The sequence below is a fragment of the Mycobacterium sp. NGS39 genome, from assembly GCF_059812765.1.
On the sequence record NZ_JCALDH010000009.1, the window covers coordinates 68,928 to 85,239 of the forward strand.

The window sequence follows — 16,312 nt, forward strand, 5'->3', positions numbered from 1 at the left end:
TGAGGAGACTTCCGTGCCGAACAGACGCCGACGCAGGCTCTCCACAGCCATGAGCGCGGTGGCCGCCCTGGCCGTGGCAAGTCCATTCGCAGTGACCGCTGTGTCTGAATTGACCGCGCAGAGTGCGCCCGCCCCCCAGCAGCACGACTTCGTGCAGGCGGCGATGGTGACCGATCTGCCCGGGGAAATCATGTCCGCGCTGCAGTCCAGTCTCTCGCAGTTCGGGATCGTCGTGCCCAACATGTCCGGCATCCTGGGCTCGAGCAGCACGCCGTCGGCGTCGTCGCCCCTGACGTCGCCGGGCGGGCTCACCGCCACGCCAGGCAGCTTGACCGCGCCGGGGTTGACGGCGACGACGCCGGGCCTGACCGCTCCGACCCCCGGTCTCACGACGCCGACGCCGGGGCTCACGACGCCCGCACCCGGCCTCACCGCTCCTACTCCGGGACTCACCACTCCGACGGCACCGATCACGTCACCTCAGTCGGTGCTCGGTGACGCCGCGCTGGCGAACCCGACCCTCACTCCCGGCGCGGCCACGGCCGCGACGCCGGCGGGCACCGCGACGGTGACGACGCCCGGTCTGACGACTCCGTCGACCGGTCTGACCCCGGGGCTGACCAGCCCGCTCGGCACCACGCCGGGGCTCACGGCGCCACCGGGAGAGGTTCCGATCAGCGCACCGCTGGGCCCGGACCCGCTGAGCGGCACCTATCCGATTCTGGGTGACCCGCTGCTGGGCGCCGCGACGCCGGCCGCAGCGCCAGCCAGCGGCGGCCTGCTGTCGGATCTGTCCAACGCCGCGTCGCAGCTCGGCGCCAGCCAGGCGATCGACCTGCTGAAGGGCGTGGTGGTGCCTTCGATCATGCAGGCGATCAAATCGGCAGCTCCTCCCGCTGCCCCGGCGCCGGCTCCCCCGCCGACCCCTTAAGACCGCCCGGCCAAACGGCACCGCAGAGAAGGCGAGCTCTGCGGTGCCGTTACCGTGCGCGTAACGGTGTGTCGCAACACTGGTAACAATTGGCACATACGTAACATCGGCTCGTGGGATGCCGCCCTGCGCCGTCGCTAGTGTTCACCGCAGTGGTGGCGACGACCCTGCTGCTGCCGTGGGCGATCGGCGGCGTGCCGGGCGAGCAGCCGGCCAAGACACCGCGAGCCGACGACACCGCGCTAGCACAGCAGCCGCTGACCGACATCGGCGCCGGCGAGACGATTCGCGAGGTCAGCCAGGCCACACCGTTTTCGTTGGTGGCGCTGACGGGCACTGACGCCCGCACCACGGCGCGGGTCCGCGCGAAGCGCCCCGACGGCACCTGGGGCCCCTGGTATGACGCCGAGACCGACGAGTACGCCGGTCCCGACGGGGCGGCCGCGCCCCGCGGCACCGAGCCGGTGTTCGTCGGTCGCACCACGGCCGTGCAGATCGCGATCAAACGCCCGGCCGCCCCGGCGCCCGCACCGAAGGCGCCGAAGGCGCCACCACATGATCTCGGTTACATCCCCGCCAACGTCGAGCAGCCGTTCGGCCAGACCGTCAACGCGGTGCTGATCACCCCGCCGCAGGCACCGTCCGACCAGTTCGCCATCCCCACCGCCGTCACGCCGCCGGGGCAACCGCCGGCGATCATCGGTCGCGCGCAGTGGGGCGCCGACGAGTCGATACGGTGTGGTCAGACCGTGTACGACAAGGGAATTCGCGCGGCGGTGGTGCATCACACCGCGGGCAGCAACGACTATTCACCACAGGACTCGGCTGAAATCATCCGGGCGATCTACGCGTACCACACCCGGACGCTGGGCTGGTGCGACATCGCCTACAACGCACTGGTGGACAAGTACGGCCAGGTGTTCGAGGGCCGTGCCGGCGGCATCACCAAAGCGGTCCAGGGCACCCACACCGGCGGCTTCAACGTCGACACCTTTGGCGTGGCGATGCTCGGCACCTTCGACGCGGTGCCGCCGTCTCCGATCCAGCTGCGCACGGTCGCGCGGCTGATCGGCTGGCGGATGTCGCTCGACGGGGTCGACCCGCGCGGCACAGTGACGCTGACGTCGGCGGGCGGCGAGTTCACCAAGTTCCCCGCAGGTGCACCTGCGACGCTGCCGACGATCTTCTCGCACCGCGACGTCGGAGCCACCGACTGCCCGGGCAATGCCGCCTACGCGGAGTTGAACCACATCCGCGACATGGCGGCCCGGTTCAACGACCCGCCCGGTCCGCAGGATCTGGCCGACTCACTTCAGGGCGGCGCCATTTATGCGCGCTGGCAGGGGCTCGGCGGGATGAACAGCTGGCTGGGTCCGCCCACCTCACCTGAGTCACCGGCCGACGGGGGCGCCCGCTATGTGCGATTCGCGCACGGCGCGGTGTACTGGTCGCCGCGCACGGGCGCCAATCCGGTCGGCGGGGCGATTTACGACGCGTGGGCCGAACTCGGGTACGAACGCGGCCCGCTCGGCTTGCCGACCAGCGGTGAAATCAGCGAGCCGCAATGGGTGGTGCAGAACTTCCAGCACGGCACGCTGAACTTCGACAGGGAAAGGCCCCGGGTCCTTCAGGTGATCGACGGTCTGGCCTATGAGGTGTCGCCGCCGCCGGCGAACGGGCCGCCGCCGCAGCTGGAGCGCTTCAGCTCGATCAACCGGTAGGGGCGTTATTGGGTCCGGCTTCGTGTCCGTCACCAGCCCGAATCGGCCTTTTTGCATTTGCTAGCAGGTAGAATTGGTAGGTGGCGGCTACTCATAAAAGTGCTTCAAACTGCGGCGATGATGACCGGGCACGCCAAGCGTGTGCTTTGCTGGCTGCCCTGGAGGCGAGCGGATTGCCGGTCCCGGATGAGTTCGGTTTCGACGTGTTGCACAGCTTCTCGATGGACGGACTGACCGACCCAGGGGAAGAAGTACACGTCCTAACCAACGTCCGCGAACCGTCAGCCCGCTTCACCGAAGGCCTGCTGATCGCCTCTCCCGGGCGCGTCGAGTCGCTATTGCTGGCCGGCAGTAACGGGACGGTTGGGTACGGCGTGGTGTTTACCAAAGACGACGCGGTGCATGTGGGCCCGAGGCCCGGATGGTCGACGCGCGAGGAGTGGCTGGAGGTGGCGGTCGAGACGGCGGTACGCACGCTGATGCGACGCAACGCGAGCCGGGAACCCGACTTCCGGTACGACCGGGTCCGCGCCGACGAGCACCTAGCGTTGGTGGAATTCAAAACCCGCACGGGTTGTCCAATTCGGGTCCGTAGTTGGCGCGTCGCAGAAGTAACCGACGTGCCCGGGGTCGACGGCGCACGGGTCGAATTGTGGACCGGGATCGTGGCCGACGGTTTGATCACCCACGCCGCGATCGCGGCGGGGTACCGGCCCGACGGCAGCATCGCCGCGCTCGCGTGCATCGAGGGTATGCCGTCGGCGCATGACATGGCGTTCCTCGGCGTCTTCACTTCCGAGGGCTCTCACCGCAACCTAGGGCCGACGGCGCCGGATGGTGACTTCCTCAGTACCGCAATGCCTTTGCTCATTCCCTATATCACCGTGTCGAACGAGTGAGTCCCGGCGTAGCTAGTTGCTGGTCGGTGGTGGTTGCCTACGTTTGATTTCCAGGGCGCGGTCGCAGTGGGTGGCCGGAACGAATCTGTTGATGGCGCAAGCGATTTGGGGGTCTTCGTAATGAAGCGTGGTAGTGGCCAGTCGACACGGTTGACTGGCTGAGCCCGGAAATGGGCCTGGGGCCTCATGATTCGTGGTGTTAGTGGACACGAATAGGAAGCCCCCAGGTGATCAACAACAGTAGTGCGACGGTGATGCTTGGGCTGGAAGGCATGGCCGTGCTGGCGGTGTCTGAGCGCGACGGTGAGCTGGAATACGCCATCGAGACGACCGCGGCGAGTGGTTGGTGCCCGGTGTGCGGAGCGATCGCTCGGTTGTATGCTCGGCGCCCGACGTGGGTGCGGGATTTGCCTGCCGGAGATCGACCGGTGACGCTGATGTGGGTCAAACGGATCTAGCGGTGCGTGCATCGGCAGTGTGAGCAGCAGACCTGGACTGAGACGCATCCGGCGATCGCGCCGCGCGCGTCGTGGACCGAGCGGGCCCGCGCGCAGGCGTGTCGGCGGGTGGGCCGCGATGGTCATTCGGTAGCGGCGGTGGCGCGCGAGTTCGGGGTCGGTTGGGCCACCGTGATGGCCGCGGTGCGTGATCACGGGGCCCGGCTGCTGCAGTGGGCTCGACCCGGCGGGGCGGTCACCGCGATCGGGGTCGATGAGACCGCTTTCACCCGCGCCAATGCGATCCGCTCGACGGTGTTCGCCACCGGAATCGTCGACCTGCGCCGCGGCCGGCTGATTGACGTCGTACCCGGCCGAAGCCGAAAAGTGTTGGCGGACTGGCTCTGTGAGCAGACCAGCGACTGGAGGGCCGCGGTCGCGGTGGCGGCGTTGGATCCGTTCCGCGGCTACGGGACGGCGCTGTCGGCCGGGTTGCCGAATGCGGTGCGGGTGCTCGATCCGTTCCATGTGGTGCGGCTGGGATTCGCCTGCGTCGACGATGTGCGCCGCCGCGTGCAACACGACACCTGCGGGCATCGCGGCCGCCGCGGCGACCCACTGTACGGAATCCGACGCGTGCTGCGCCGCGGCGCGGACAGCCTCACCGAGCACGCCTGGGCGCGGCTGCTGGCCGGCATCGAGGCCGGCGACCACAACGGGCAAGTCGCCAAAGCATGGGTGGCCGCTCAGGAGTTGCGCGCGATCTACCGCTGCCATGACCACCAGCAGGCCGCCGCTCGTCTGTATGACTGGACCGTCATGTGCATCGACTCCGAGATTGCTGAGATCGCCCGGCTGGCACGCACCATCACCACCTGGCGCGAGAAATTCCTGGCCTACTTCCATGCCGGCCGTCTCAGCAACGGACCCACCGAAGCCGTCAACCTCTTGATAAGAAAATTTTGCGCATCGGTCATGGATTTCGAAACTTTAACAACTACCGGCTCCGCCTACTACTGCACTGCGGAATCACCTGGCACCATCAAACCCCGACACCACTACGAGGCCGGCTACCACGCTTGGCTGCGTAGAGCCCGATTTGGGCTTCTACGCGGTGCGGCAGGCCACCCAGCCCGGGGTGAGGGACGTCAGTTGTTAGTCGGTGGTGGTTGGGGTTGGAAGGGTTGGTACCACCACCACTGGGCGCGTTCGCCGGTGGGTCCGGGGCAGGGTGGCACCGCGGGCGGCGGCTGGGTCGGTGGGCGGGCGAGTGAGCCCGAGTTCAGCGCTCGTCCTTCGCGGTCGGTGACGGTCAGCTCGTGTGCGGGGCCGGTGATGGTGATCAGGCCGCGGTGGTGCAGCCGGTGGTGATGCGGGCAGGCCAGCACCAGGTTGGCCAACTCGGTGGCGCCGCCGTCTTCCCAATGGCGGATGTGATGGGCGTGCAGACCCCGCGTCGCTCCGCACCCGGGCACCACGCAGGTGCGGTCGCGATGCTCGAGCGCGCGGCGCAGCCGCCGGCTGACCACCCTGCTCGCCCGCCCGGCCCCGATCGGTTGCCCGTCACGTTCGAACCACACCTCACAGGTGGCCTCACACGTCAGATAGCGGCGCTCGGCGTCCGACAACACCGGACCCAGATGCAGCGCCGCGACACGGTCTTTGACATCTAGATGCACCACCACCGTGGTGTGCTGGCCGTGCGGGCGGCGCGCCACCTCGACATCCCACCCCGTCTCCACCAGCCGCATGAACGCCTCAACGCTGCTCGGCATGGGCGGAGCCGTCTCTGACGGGTGATCGTCGGGGCCGTGGTCGCGTTTCCACTCGCCGATCAGCGCCTCCAGATGCGACGCCAACGCCGCGTCGAACTTCGCCGCCTCCAGATGCGGCAGTTTGATCCGCCAGTAACTGAACTGTTCGTCGGAGCTCTTGGTGATCGACGCCTGCGGCTCGCGTTGCGGCTGCGGTTCGGGTCGCGGTTCGAGCTTGACCGCGGTGCGCAACTGATTGACCGTCGCCACGCTGGCCAGCTGCGCGTAATGCTCATCAGAGCCCTCGGCTGCGTGTGCGGCGATCACCCCGACCTGATCCAACGACAACCGGCCCTCGGCCAGCCCCTGCACACACCGCGGAAACTGCTCACGCCGGCCCGCCACCGTGGCGATGGTGTGCGCGGTCGCCGAGGACACACCGAGCTTCCAGGCCATCAACGCCGGCACCGACCGCGCCCCGGTCGCCCCCCACAACCCCTCACCATCGATCTCGGCGACGATCTCCACGATGCGCCCATCAATCGCATTACGCTGACCCGCCAACTCCGCCAACTCCTCAAACAACACCTCAAGACGCTGCGCAGGACTCACCGCAACAGCGGCAGACGAAGCGGAAGACGACATGACGACAGCATCGCAGCCACCACCGACAAGTCGGGGCTGCCCGATTCGCTCGCAAACTCAGCGCGCCCCATCGCCCAGCCGAAGGGGAAAAACAACAGGAGTGAGTTTGTTAGGTAAACCCGGCGCGCTGCGCAAGTTGAGCCAGGATGCGTTGGTCTCGCTCGCGTATCAACTCAGGATCCGTTTCCTGAATGAACTCGACGGCGTTGAAGCCCTCACCTTGACGACGATTCTGGGGTGGTTCCAAACCCTCGATGAGAAGGGCTTCCATGGTTGCGATAAGGGTGCTTACCCCGATACCGACTTCGGGGATCGGAGTCAATTCACCGTTGTCTCGCACACCCCGAACGCCGAACCACGAGAAACGGTTCCAACGGCCAGTCAGACGGTCGCGGGTGTGCTCGAAGAGGCGCTGGCCGAGTCGAGGCTCGGACACCCTACCGACGTAGATCGCGCGGCTTCCGTCATAGAGCACATAGACACCGGCCTGCTCGTTGAAGTTAACCGGCTTACTGCCGGCCTGCTGCACACCAAGGAGATGTGTCATTTTTGGCTTCCAGTGCACCGCATCTCTATTCCAAAACATCCCGAAGGCGTTAATGAGGCCCATCTGGCGGGCGTCTTCCTGCGCCTCATCTGATTCTTCTGGCCCCGCCTCGGCTATCGCCCCGGCCTTATCACGCAGCGCGTAAACGCCCCGCCCCACCTTGATAACCGAAGATTTCTTACCCGCCCGAAGGATCGCGGACAGGGTCCCCGACACTGTTGCCGCGGGGGTTGCGCCCACATTGATCCTGTATCGCTTGTCTATGATCGCTTGGGCAATTTCCGCGTAGTGCATTGGAGCGCCGTGTTCACGAAGAACGCGAATTATCGCGTCTCGCCAAGGCATATCTGCCACTCGTCCTCCTTTTGCTGTTGCCCACCGACGCTTCTCAGCTCACGCTGAAGCCTTCATCGCCTTATAGATCATCGGCACGAGTTCACCCATCAGCTTCTGAGAAATCTCGGGGTTGTTCAGGATCTGCGTGGACAGGTCGGTGTGTGACTCCATGGCCCAGATCACCGCGCTGACGAATTCGTCTTGCAGATCCGGGCTTGCGGAAAACTGCGCCAGTGAATTGTTCTGCGCCTGCTGCTGCAGGGTCTCACTTGTTTCCAGCCGATCTTTGATGTGGGTGACGACGTTGCGCACGCTCGAATCTGGGTGCTCACCGGAGAACAGGTCGTTGATCTGTGCGATGACCTCGTCGAGGGCCACCAGTTCCGGATCGCGTGCGGTGCCCGTTCCGGATTCCTTGACCGGCTGCAGTGAAACATCGCCGGTGAGCTTGGTGGTGGAGGTCTGCCATTCGTGGTGGGCAAGGTAGTCGAATTCCACTGTCGAGAGGTCGATTTCGTGCTGCAGCTGCTCGCTTGAGATGACGGGAGCCAAATGGCGTAGATAGATCGACAGCTTCTCCACCGACGGGTCTTCGTAGTCGACGATCTGCGACAGGAAGTCGTACTGGCGAAGGAACGTGCCGACGTCCTTACGGAACATGTGCAGCTGCTCTAAAGCCAGCTGGTCACCGCGGTCGAGGGCAGCTCTTTCTCTGTCGCGGAACCGGTCGCGCGCCGGCTTCACCCACTTGGAAAGAGCGTTGTTGCCTTTGTTGGCAAGGTAATCGGCAACCAGATTGTCGACCTCTGCTTCGGTGTAGATGCCGGCGGCGTCGAGCTTGCTCATGGTCTGGTGGACGATGTTGGGGTCGGTGACGTCGGCGAGGGTGGTGGCGCGGTAGTAGGGCTCGAAGGCTTCGACGATGTCCTCGGCGGTGTTGGCGAAGTCCAAGATGAACGTCTGGTCCTTGCCCGGTGCGGTGCGATTCAGCCTGGACAGGGTTTGCACCGCCGCCACTCCAGACAAACGTTTGTCGACGTACATGGCCACCAGCAGCGGTTGGTCGAAGCCGGTCTGAAACTTGTTGGCCACCAACATCACGTTGTACTCGTCTGCAGCGAACGCCTCACGGAGGTCGCGGCCCTTCAGACCCGGGTTCATGGAGGTCTCCGTGACCTTCTCTAGCCCGGACTCGTCGTCGGTGACTTCTCCGGAGAAGGCTACGAGCGCCGCGACGTCGGTGTAGCCCTTTTCGGCGACGTACTTGTCGAACGCCAGCTTGTAACGCACCGCCGCCTTGCGTGATGACGTCACCACCATGGCTTTCGCGAGCCCCCCCAACCGCCACACCACGTTCTCGCGGAAGTGCTCGACGATGATCTGCACCTTCTGGGCGATGTTCGTCGGATGCAGCTTGACCCAGTTCATCACCGACTTGATCGCCGCGCTCTTGTCGACGAGATCCCCGCTGCCGGTACCGGTGATGTCAACGGTGCCGCCGTCTGCGGTGTCCTTCGTTTCATAGGTCTGCCCGTTGTGTGTGAGCCGGAACGCTGTCTTATACGGGGTGTAGTTCCGTAAGACGTCGAGGATGAACCCTTCCTCGATCGCCTGTTGCATCGAGTAGAGGTGGAAGGGGTGTGGCGTCCCGTCGATGCCTTTGTGCCCGAACAATTCCAGCGTCTTCGCCTTCGGCGTGGCGGTGAACGCGAAGAAGGACAGATTCTTGGCCTCCGCGCGGGCGGCCATCTCGGCGGCGAGCAGATCCTCGGTGTCAATCTCACCGCCGTCTTCCAGTTCCTGAAGTTCGGCGGTGGTCAAGGCGGCCTTGAGGCGCTTGGCCGCTTCCCCGGCCTGAGACGAATGGGCCTCGTCGGCGATGATGGCGAAGTTCTTGCCCTTGAGGTTCGCCCGGGTGTGGATCAGCTCCAGGGCATACGGGAAGGTCTGGATGGTGACGATGATGATCTTCGTGCCGCCGATCAACGCGTCGGCCAGCTCCTGCGATTTGGCCCCACCTAATCCGGCGATGTGGGCGACGACGCCTGGTGTCCGGTCGATTTGGCGGATGGCCTCTTGCAGTTGGGCGTCCAAGACGTTGCGGTCGGTGATCACGACGACGGAATCGAACACCGGCTTGTTTCCGCTGTCATGCAGGACCGACAACCGGTGCGCAAGCCAGGAAATGGAGTTGGTCTTGCCTGAACCCGCCGAATGCTGGATCAGGTACCGGTGTCCCGGGCCTTGCTCGGCGGCCGCCTCCACCAGTCGGGTAACGGCTTCCCACTGGTGGTAGCGCGGGAACAGCAGTGTCTGCGTGCGGATCTTCTTGTTGGTGATCGGGTCGATCTTTTCGTCGACCTGCAGGTGCATGAACCGTCCGACGATGTCCAGCCAGGTGTCACGCTGGAGAATCTGTCGCCACCAATAGGCGGTTGGTGAGCCATGCGGGTTGGGTGGATTTCCGGCGTGCCCGTCATGGCCGCGGTTGAACGGCAGGAAGACAGTGTCCTTACCCGCCAGCTTGGTGGTCATCCAAACCTCGCTGTTGGACACCGCGAAATGCACAAGGGCGCGAGATCCGAACTGCAGCAGCGGTTCTCCCTTGGGTAAGCGGTGGAGCTTGTACTGCAAGATTGCGTCGGCAACGCTCTGCTGGCTCAGATCGGTCTTCAGCTCAGCGGTCGCCACGGGGATGCCGTTGACGAAGAACACCAAGTCGAGGCTCGCCCTCGGGTTCTGCGTCGAGTAGTGCACCTGCCGCATCACGCGCAACCGCACGGCGTCGTAGCGCTTCTTGGTTGTCTCGTTCAGCGAGGTGTTGGGCCGGAATTGGCACATCTGGAATTGGGCGTTGAGGTCCTTGAATCCCCGCCGCAGTACAGTTAGCGTGCCGCCGTTGGCCTTTGGATCGGCGTTGAGCGCTTTGGACAGCGTATTCAGCAGTGCCGCTTGCGCTTTGGCTCGCGTGTCACCGGCGAACTCTGGCTTGAGACGCTTGGCCAACTGGTCAGGCTGGCTATCGGCAAGCCAGCCGAAGACGTCCTCGGGAAACAGAGCAAGCTCGCGGTCATACCCGGCATCAGATGGCGAGTACAGCCAGCCGTGCTCGGCCAGGTACTCGCAGATCTCGGCCTCGAAGGTCACCTCGTGATGCTGCAGCGCCATCACTACGCGGCCTCACGCACGTCGATCTTGCCGGTCACGGCATCTGTGATGAGAGCTGAGCGAAATTCTTGAAGTGTTGCAATCATCTGCTCCGCCTTGCGGGTAAGGGCATCCATGCTGCGGCAGCGTGTGTCGAGGAAGTCGACAATCTGATCTTGTTCTGTGCGCGGCGGCAGGGCGAAGGCGAACCGACCCAACGTCGTGCTGTTGGTTGAGGCCAGGTTAGTCGTCTTCTTGGCTGTCATGAAGAAGTAGTTCCGTGCGACGGATGTGTCCAGGAGGTAGACGAGAAACTTGTTGCTGAGCTGGCTCTTACAGCGAAGGGCGAAGACGTGATTTTGGTGGATACAAGGCGAAATCTCTCCAGTCCACAGGCAACCGCGACCGAGCTTGTCGATATCACCGCCTTCTGTCATCAGCACATCGCCGGTGCGCAGAAGGTATTTGGACAACTCGGCACGGTCGACGTCTACAGTCTTAACTTCATCGAGTTTGATGCCACTAGTCTGGACATTCGCGACTCGGAGGTAAGGAACCGTCACTGCATCGTCCGCACTCACCTTTCTGCCCAAAGTAAGGCCAGTTTGCACAGAAGCCAAGTGCTTCAGCTGAATTCGCTGCTTCCAATGGACGGGAGACTTCGGAACCATCGAGTCACCCGAATCGGATAAATCAACGGCCGGGTCAAGGCCTTTAGTGATGGCGTGAGTGATGGTGGCCGCACGGTCCTCACGCAGGGTAGCTATGAGCTGCTCTTGCTTGGCTATCAGCGCATCGATTCTCCCAACTTCACGGTCGATGAACCGAGCAATGTCCTCTTGTTCACTTGGCGGCGGTAACGGAACTGGTACCTGAGCGAAATGTTCCATTCCAAGAGATTGTCCGTCGCGCAGCTGGTTCGAGGTGCTTCGGAGTTCTTGGATGAACCCTGCTGACTTGAGTAGATAGACGAAATACTTATCAACTAATTCGGCATGAGGAGTCAGGACCGTATATGCGGGGCTGATTTTTCCCGAAATTGGGCTCCATTCAATACCACCTTGGAAACTTCGTAAGCTGATAACAAAGTCGCCAGCCGACACATGCTTGAGCCCAGCTTGACCTTCAATAACTTCAACGACCCTGGCTCCCCGAGACTCTACAAATTCGTCCTGATAGACCACTCCGTCGGATTGAGATGCTGTGAGTTGGCGGTCATCGTCATGGGCCGGCTCTCGGTGGCGTGAGAACAACGTCTTCGGGTTGCGAACCGCCCAATGAGAGGGGATCTCATCCAGCCACTGCACAGCGGAGCCCCTGTACTCGGGATACGGTCGCCACTTCATGCGCCGACCTCAGCGAGCATGGCTTGGATCTCGCTCACCAATACCCGCAAGTCCTTCTGAATCTCCTCCAAGGGCCTTGGCGGGATGTACCGATAAAAGTGGCGCGTGAACGGGATCTCGTAGCCGACTTTGGTCTTGTCGTAGTCGATCCACGCGTCGGGTACATGCGGTAGCACCTCACGGGCGAAGTACTCCTCGATGTCCTCTGTCAACGGGACGTTTTCGGTGTCGCGCAGGGCGGGGTCCGGTTCTGGTTTGCCTCTGGCATCGGTGACGATGTTGGCGGTGGCATCGTGCTCACCGATGGTCGACCAGATCGCCTTGATTACCGGCGCAGGCGGTTTCGTCAGGCCAGCCTTCCGCAGCGCATCTTTGAGTTCGGCGACGAACTCGTCGCGGTCCTTCCACTCCCACGTGATAAGTCCCGTCAAAGCCTTCCTGACCGCGGTCTTCTCACTGTCCTTCAGCTTGCCAACAGTCGTGTGCGCCAACACTTCTTCGACCTTCTCCTCGGTCGGCGCGAACCGAAGCTGCAGAGGCCGTTCGACGGTGATCGTGGAGTAGCCGAACTGCTCACCCTCGAAGACCTTCGAGAGCGCCGGGCGGTCGTCAGTGGCCCCCTCGTCGCAGAAGTCTTCGTACAGCTGGCAGACCTCGTCAATGTCACTCTGTCGCAGCTCTTTACGCTTGGACCCCAACGACTTGCGCATCTTGCTGTACATGTCGACAGCGTTGATCAACTGCACCTTGCCTCTGCGCTTGGCCGGTTTGTTGTTGTCCAGAATCCAGATGTAGGTGGCGATGCCGGTGTTGTAGAACATGTCGGTTGGCAGCGCGATGATCGCGTCGAGCAGGTCGTTCTCGATGATCCACTGCCGGATGTTCGACTCCCCTGACCCAGCCCCGCCAGTGAACAGCGGCGAGCCGTTCAGCACGATCGCCAGCCGGCTGCCACCCTCACCGTTCTTCACCGGCTGCATCTTCGAAATAAGGTGCAGCAGAAACAACATCGACCCGTCGGAAACCCGCGGCAATCCAGGGCCGAACCGACCGGCGAACCCGCGCTGCTCATGTTCGTCGCTCACTTGTTTCTGCTGTGTCTTCCAGTCCACCCCGAAAGGCGGATTGGACAGCAAGAAGTCGAATCGCTTGGTACGGAAGCCGTCATCGGTCAGGGTGTCGCCGAGATAGATGTTCTCGGCCTCTTGGCCCTTGATTATCAGTTCGGACTTGCACATCGCGTACGACCGCGGATTGACGTCCTGCCCGTAGAGCACCGGGCGGGCCTTCGGGTTCATCGCCACCAGGTGGTCATACGCGGTCGAGAGCATGCCGCCCGTGCCTGCGGCGGGGTCGTAGATCGTGCGGACCGTGCCCGGCTTCGTCAGCACGTCGTCCTGAGTGGCGAACAGGATGTCGACCATCAGCGCGATAACCTCGCGAGGGGTGAAGTGATCACCCGCCTGCGTTGCGTTCGATTCGGCGAACTTGCGGATGAGCTCTTCGAAGATGTAGCCCATGTCGTGTCCCGACACCACATTGGGATGCAAGTCGACCGCGGCGAACTCTTTGACGATCAAATAGAGCCGATCCGACTTGGCCAGTTTGGCGATCTGGTCGTACATCCCGAAGCCATCGAAGACGTCGCGCACGTTCGGCGAAAAGTGCTCGATGTAGTCGAGCAGGTTGTCGGCCACCCCCTCCGGATCGCCGATCAAGGACGCGAACGTCCAGCGGGACGTGTTGTAAAACGGCAGCTTGAACTTGGCTTTCATCAACACGTTCGGATCGACCTTGGTAGCCGCGATCTTCTTGTACTCGGCGAGCACCTGCTCCTTAGTCGGCTCCAAGATGCAGTCCAGGCGGCGCAGGATGGTGAACGGCAACACCACATCGCCGTACTGGTTGGGCTGATATGGGCCCCGGAGCAGGTCGGCGATCTTCCAGATCAGATTCGCGTTCGTTTGCGGCATCGCCGTGGCTTCCCCCTCAGTACAACTTCAGACGTGTGGAAATTACCGTGACAGCCTCGACACGACAGGCTGCTCGACGAAAGTCGCTGCCGCTCAACGCTTTCGAGGCGGAGCCGCTACGGCCACCACCGTTCGAGCACCCGCGCGACGCCGTCGTCGGCGTTGGTGGCCGTCACCTCGTTGGCTGCTGCGAGCACGTCGGGATGCGCGTTGCCCATCGCGACGCCATGGCCCGCCCAGGCCAGCATCGGCACGTCGTTGGGCATGTCGCCGAACGCGACCACGTCCTCGGCCGCGATGCCCAGCGGACGCGCCAGCTCCTCGATGCCGGACGCCTTGCTGATGCCAAGCGGCACGATCTCGACGAGCCCGTTGTCGGTGGAGTAGGTGATGTCCCCCTCGACCCCGATGTGCTGCGCCAGCACGGCCGCCATATCCGAACTTCGCGCCCCGGCCTTGCGGATCAACAGCTTCACCGCGGGCGCACTGAGCAGATCGTCCAGCGACACCTCGGTGTTGTCGGGGTTCAGCCACGCGTGCTCGTAGCCCGGTGAGCTGACGAACTGCGGCGTGGCCGCGTCATGCGCACTGCGGCCCACCCGTTCGACCGCTAGCCCCGCGCCCGGGATCACCCGGGTGGCGATCTCCGCCAGCGCAGCCAGCACATCCGTTGACAACGTCCGCGCCGAGACGATCCGGTCCCTGCTCGGGTCGTACAGCACCGCGCCGTTGGCGCACACCGCCATCGGAGCGAACCCAAGAGCGTCCACGACCGGGGCGATCCAGCGCGGCGGCCGGCCCGTCGCGAGCACGAACGTCGCGCCGTCGGACACCGCGGCACGCACCACGTCGCGAGTGCGCGGCGATACCATCTCGTCCTGGTCCAAAAGGGTGCCGTCCACGTCGCTGGCGATCAACGCAGGCGGGTTCATCGGCCCTGGCCCGCCCGCTTCTCCCGCTTCTCCGCCCGCTTCAGCGCGCGTCTCGACCGCTTCTGCGCTCGTTCGGCCCGCTTGCGCGCCCGCTCCGCCAGCTCGGCCTCGTCGAGCAACTTGGCTTCCTCGGGCGTCGGCGCGCTGCCGCCGAGCCGGCGGGGCACCCAGTACGCCCCCGCGGGGGCCGGATAGCCGATCTGCGCGCGCTGCAGCAACTCGGTCATGGCTTCCCGCAGTGCGGCGTCGGTCTGTTCGACGGTGTTGGTCGCGCGCAAGGGCTCGCCAATGATCGCCGTGATCGGCACGCGGTTTCGCAGCAGCTTGCGGGGATGGTCTTTCGTCCACACCCGCTGCGCACCCCACACGATCATCGGGATGATCGGCACCCCCGCCTCGCGCGCCATCCGCGCGGCGCCGGTCTTGAACTCCTTCAGCTCGAAACTGCGGCTGATCGTCGCCTCCGGGTAGACGGCCACCAGTTCGCCGGCGCGCAACATCTGCACCGCCTGCGCGTAGGCGCTGGCGCCGGCATGACGGTCGACCGGAATCATGCGGGTGTGGCGGATCAAGAACGCGACGAGCTTCACGTCGTTCATCTCGGTCTTGATCATGAACCGCAGCCTGCGACCGCGCCGGTACGCGGCGATCGCCGCGGGCATCCAGTCGATGTAGCTGGTGTGGTTGATCGCGATCACCGCGCCGCCGGTCTGCGGGATGTTCTCCAGGCCGTGATAGGTGACGCGGGGACCGATGGCCGCGACCGTGGTCGGGGTGATGAGCTCCAGCAGCCGAAAGACGGGCTCGGCCATGCGGTTACTCCACCTGTCCGGCCGGCCCGGGCTGCTCCTGAGGGCGGTGGTCGGATTCGTGCCCCGCGGCGCGGTGTTCCTTTGCGGCGCGGTTGGCTGCCCGCTGGGCGGCTTCCTCGGCATCCAGCCGGGCCGCCTCCGCCAGCGACGGCGCGCCGCCGTCCAGCCGGTGCGGAACCCAGAATTCGCCAGGCGGATGCGGGCCGTAGTCGTCTTGAACCTGATGCAGTAGGTGCTGCATCCGCGAGTGCAGCAGCTTGGTCAGCTCCGCAGCCGGCAGCGTCGGCGCAATCGGCTCGCCCACCGCAACGCTGATGGGCACCTTCGGCCGCCACATCTTGCGCGGATGGTCCTTGGTCCAGATCCGCTGAGCGCCCCAGACGATGTGCGGAATGATCGGCACGCCGGCCTCGATCGCCATCCGGGCCGCCCCCGACTTGAGTTCTTTGATCTCGAAGCTGCGACTGATCGTGGCTTCGGGGTAGACGCCGACGAGCTCGCCTGCCTTCAGCGCCTCGCAAGCCTTGGCGAACGACTCGGCGCCGCTTTCCCGGTCGACGGGAATATGGCGAAGCGCGCGCATGATTGGCCCGCTGACCTTGTGGTCGAACACTTCCTGCTTGGCCATGAACCGCACCTTGCGGCCCAGCCCCTGGCGGTATGCCGGCAGCCCCGCGAACGTGAAGTCGAAGTAGCTGGTGTGGTTGATCGCGATCACCGCGCCGCCCGTCGCGGGCAGGTTCTCGACGCCGGTGACCTTGAACTTCAGCCCCTGGATCTTCCAGACCAGGCGGGCCGCCTGAATGACGGTGGCGTAAACCGGTTCCACCCC

12 protein-coding genes and 1 pseudogene are annotated in these 16,312 nt (G+C 64.3%); 5 read left to right on the plus strand and 8 right to left on the minus strand.

Going from position 1 to position 16,312, the window contains the following annotated elements:
* Positions 1 to 13: 13 nt before the first annotated feature.
* The 5 genes and pseudogenes from AC5Y39_RS14115 to AC5Y39_RS14135 all read left to right on the plus strand — a co-directional run.
* Complete coding sequence (locus tag AC5Y39_RS14115; protein ID WP_500021165.1) at positions 14 to 931, plus strand: hypothetical protein; 918 nt, start codon at positions 14 to 16, stop codon at positions 929 to 931.
* 113 nt (positions 932 to 1,044) lie between these two features.
* Positions 1,045 to 2,652 (plus strand): N-acetylmuramoyl-L-alanine amidase, encoded by a 1,608-nt coding sequence (locus tag AC5Y39_RS14120; RefSeq protein ID WP_500021163.1) that lies wholly within the window; start codon positions 1,045 to 1,047, stop codon positions 2,650 to 2,652.
* A 146-nt stretch (positions 2,653 to 2,798) separates the two neighbouring features.
* On the plus strand, positions 2,799 to 3,551 hold the full coding sequence (locus AC5Y39_RS14125; protein ID WP_500048232.1) for a hypothetical protein: 753 nt from the start codon (positions 2,799 to 2,801) through the stop codon (positions 3,549 to 3,551).
* A gap of 227 nt (positions 3,552 to 3,778) precedes the next feature.
* The gene (locus tag AC5Y39_RS14130) at positions 3,779 to 4,009 is read left to right on the plus strand and encodes a hypothetical protein (protein WP_500021159.1); all 231 of its coding nucleotides are present in this window, start codon (positions 3,779 to 3,781) and stop codon (positions 4,007 to 4,009) included.
* Between the two features lie 6 nt (positions 4,010 to 4,015).
* Positions 4,016 to 4,936 (plus strand): annotated as a pseudogene (locus tag AC5Y39_RS14135) (ISL3 family transposase); the annotation flags it as partial.
* 200 nt (positions 4,937 to 5,136) lie between these two features.
* Here the strand turns inward: AC5Y39_RS14135 and AC5Y39_RS14140 are convergent.
* The 8 genes from AC5Y39_RS14140 to AC5Y39_RS14175 all read right to left on the minus strand — a co-directional run bounded on the left by AC5Y39_RS14140 (position 5,137) and on the right by AC5Y39_RS14175 (position 16,309).
* Positions 5,137 to 6,387 carry an HNH endonuclease signature motif containing protein gene (locus tag AC5Y39_RS14140; RefSeq protein ID WP_500048233.1) on the minus strand — a complete coding sequence of 417 codons (1,251 nt, stop codon included), beginning with the start codon at positions 6,385 to 6,387 and terminating at the stop codon, positions 5,137 to 5,139.
* A 109-nt stretch (positions 6,388 to 6,496) separates the two neighbouring features.
* Positions 6,497 to 7,279 carry an HTH domain-containing protein gene (locus tag AC5Y39_RS14145; RefSeq protein WP_500017967.1) on the minus strand — a complete coding sequence of 261 codons (783 nt, stop codon included), beginning with the start codon at positions 7,277 to 7,279 and terminating at the stop codon, positions 6,497 to 6,499.
* A gap of 48 nt (positions 7,280 to 7,327) precedes the next feature.
* A complete protein-coding gene (locus tag AC5Y39_RS14150) occupies positions 7,328 to 10,438 on the minus strand; it encodes a type I restriction endonuclease subunit R (RefSeq protein WP_500017797.1) in 3,111 nt (1,036 codons plus the stop codon).
* Between the two features lie 2 nt (positions 10,439 to 10,440).
* A complete protein-coding gene (locus AC5Y39_RS14155; RefSeq protein ID WP_500017795.1) occupies positions 10,441 to 11,724 on the minus strand; it encodes a restriction endonuclease subunit S in 1,284 nt (427 codons plus the stop codon).
* 35 nt (positions 11,725 to 11,759) lie between these two features.
* Entirely contained in the window at positions 11,760 to 13,736 is a 1,977-nt protein-coding gene (locus tag AC5Y39_RS14160; protein WP_500017793.1) for a type I restriction-modification system subunit M, read from the minus strand.
* A 116-nt stretch (positions 13,737 to 13,852) separates the two neighbouring features.
* Positions 13,853 to 14,668 carry an HAD family hydrolase gene (locus tag AC5Y39_RS14165; RefSeq protein ID WP_500017791.1) on the minus strand — a complete coding sequence of 272 codons (816 nt, stop codon included), beginning with the start codon at positions 14,666 to 14,668 and terminating at the stop codon, positions 13,853 to 13,855.
* Positions 14,665 to 15,480, minus strand: a complete 816-nt coding sequence (locus tag AC5Y39_RS14170) for a lysophospholipid acyltransferase family protein (protein WP_500017789.1) — start codon at positions 15,478 to 15,480, stop codon at positions 14,665 to 14,667. Before AC5Y39_RS14170 ends, AC5Y39_RS14165 begins: the two co-directional genes overlap by 4 nt.
* A gap of 4 nt (positions 15,481 to 15,484) precedes the next feature.
* A complete protein-coding gene (locus AC5Y39_RS14175; RefSeq protein WP_500017787.1) occupies positions 15,485 to 16,309 on the minus strand; it encodes a lysophospholipid acyltransferase family protein in 825 nt (274 codons plus the stop codon).
* Positions 16,310 to 16,312 lie beyond the last annotated feature (3 nt).

Bases quoted from the DNA above. Each gene is read 5' to 3' on its own strand.
- AC5Y39_RS14140 (WP_500048233.1), bottom strand. From the start codon at position 6,387: ATGTCGTCTTCCGCTTCGTCTGCCGCTGTTGCGGTGAGTCCTGCGCAG.
- AC5Y39_RS14145 (WP_500017967.1), bottom strand. From the start codon at position 7,279: ATGCCTTGGCGAGACGCGATAATTCGCGTTCTTCGTGAACACGGCGCT.
- AC5Y39_RS14150 (WP_500017797.1), bottom strand. From the start codon at position 10,438: ATGGCGCTGCAGCATCACGAGGTGACCTTCGAGGCCGAGATCTGCGAG.
- AC5Y39_RS14160 (WP_500017793.1), bottom strand. From the start codon at position 13,736: ATGCCGCAAACGAACGCGAATCTGATCTGGAAGATCGCCGACCTGCTC.
- AC5Y39_RS14165 (WP_500017791.1), bottom strand. From the start codon at position 14,668: ATGAACCCGCCTGCGTTGATCGCCAGCGACGTGGACGGCACCCTTTTG.
- AC5Y39_RS14170 (WP_500017789.1), bottom strand. From the start codon at position 15,480: ATGGCCGAGCCCGTCTTTCGGCTGCTGGAGCTCATCACCCCGACCACG.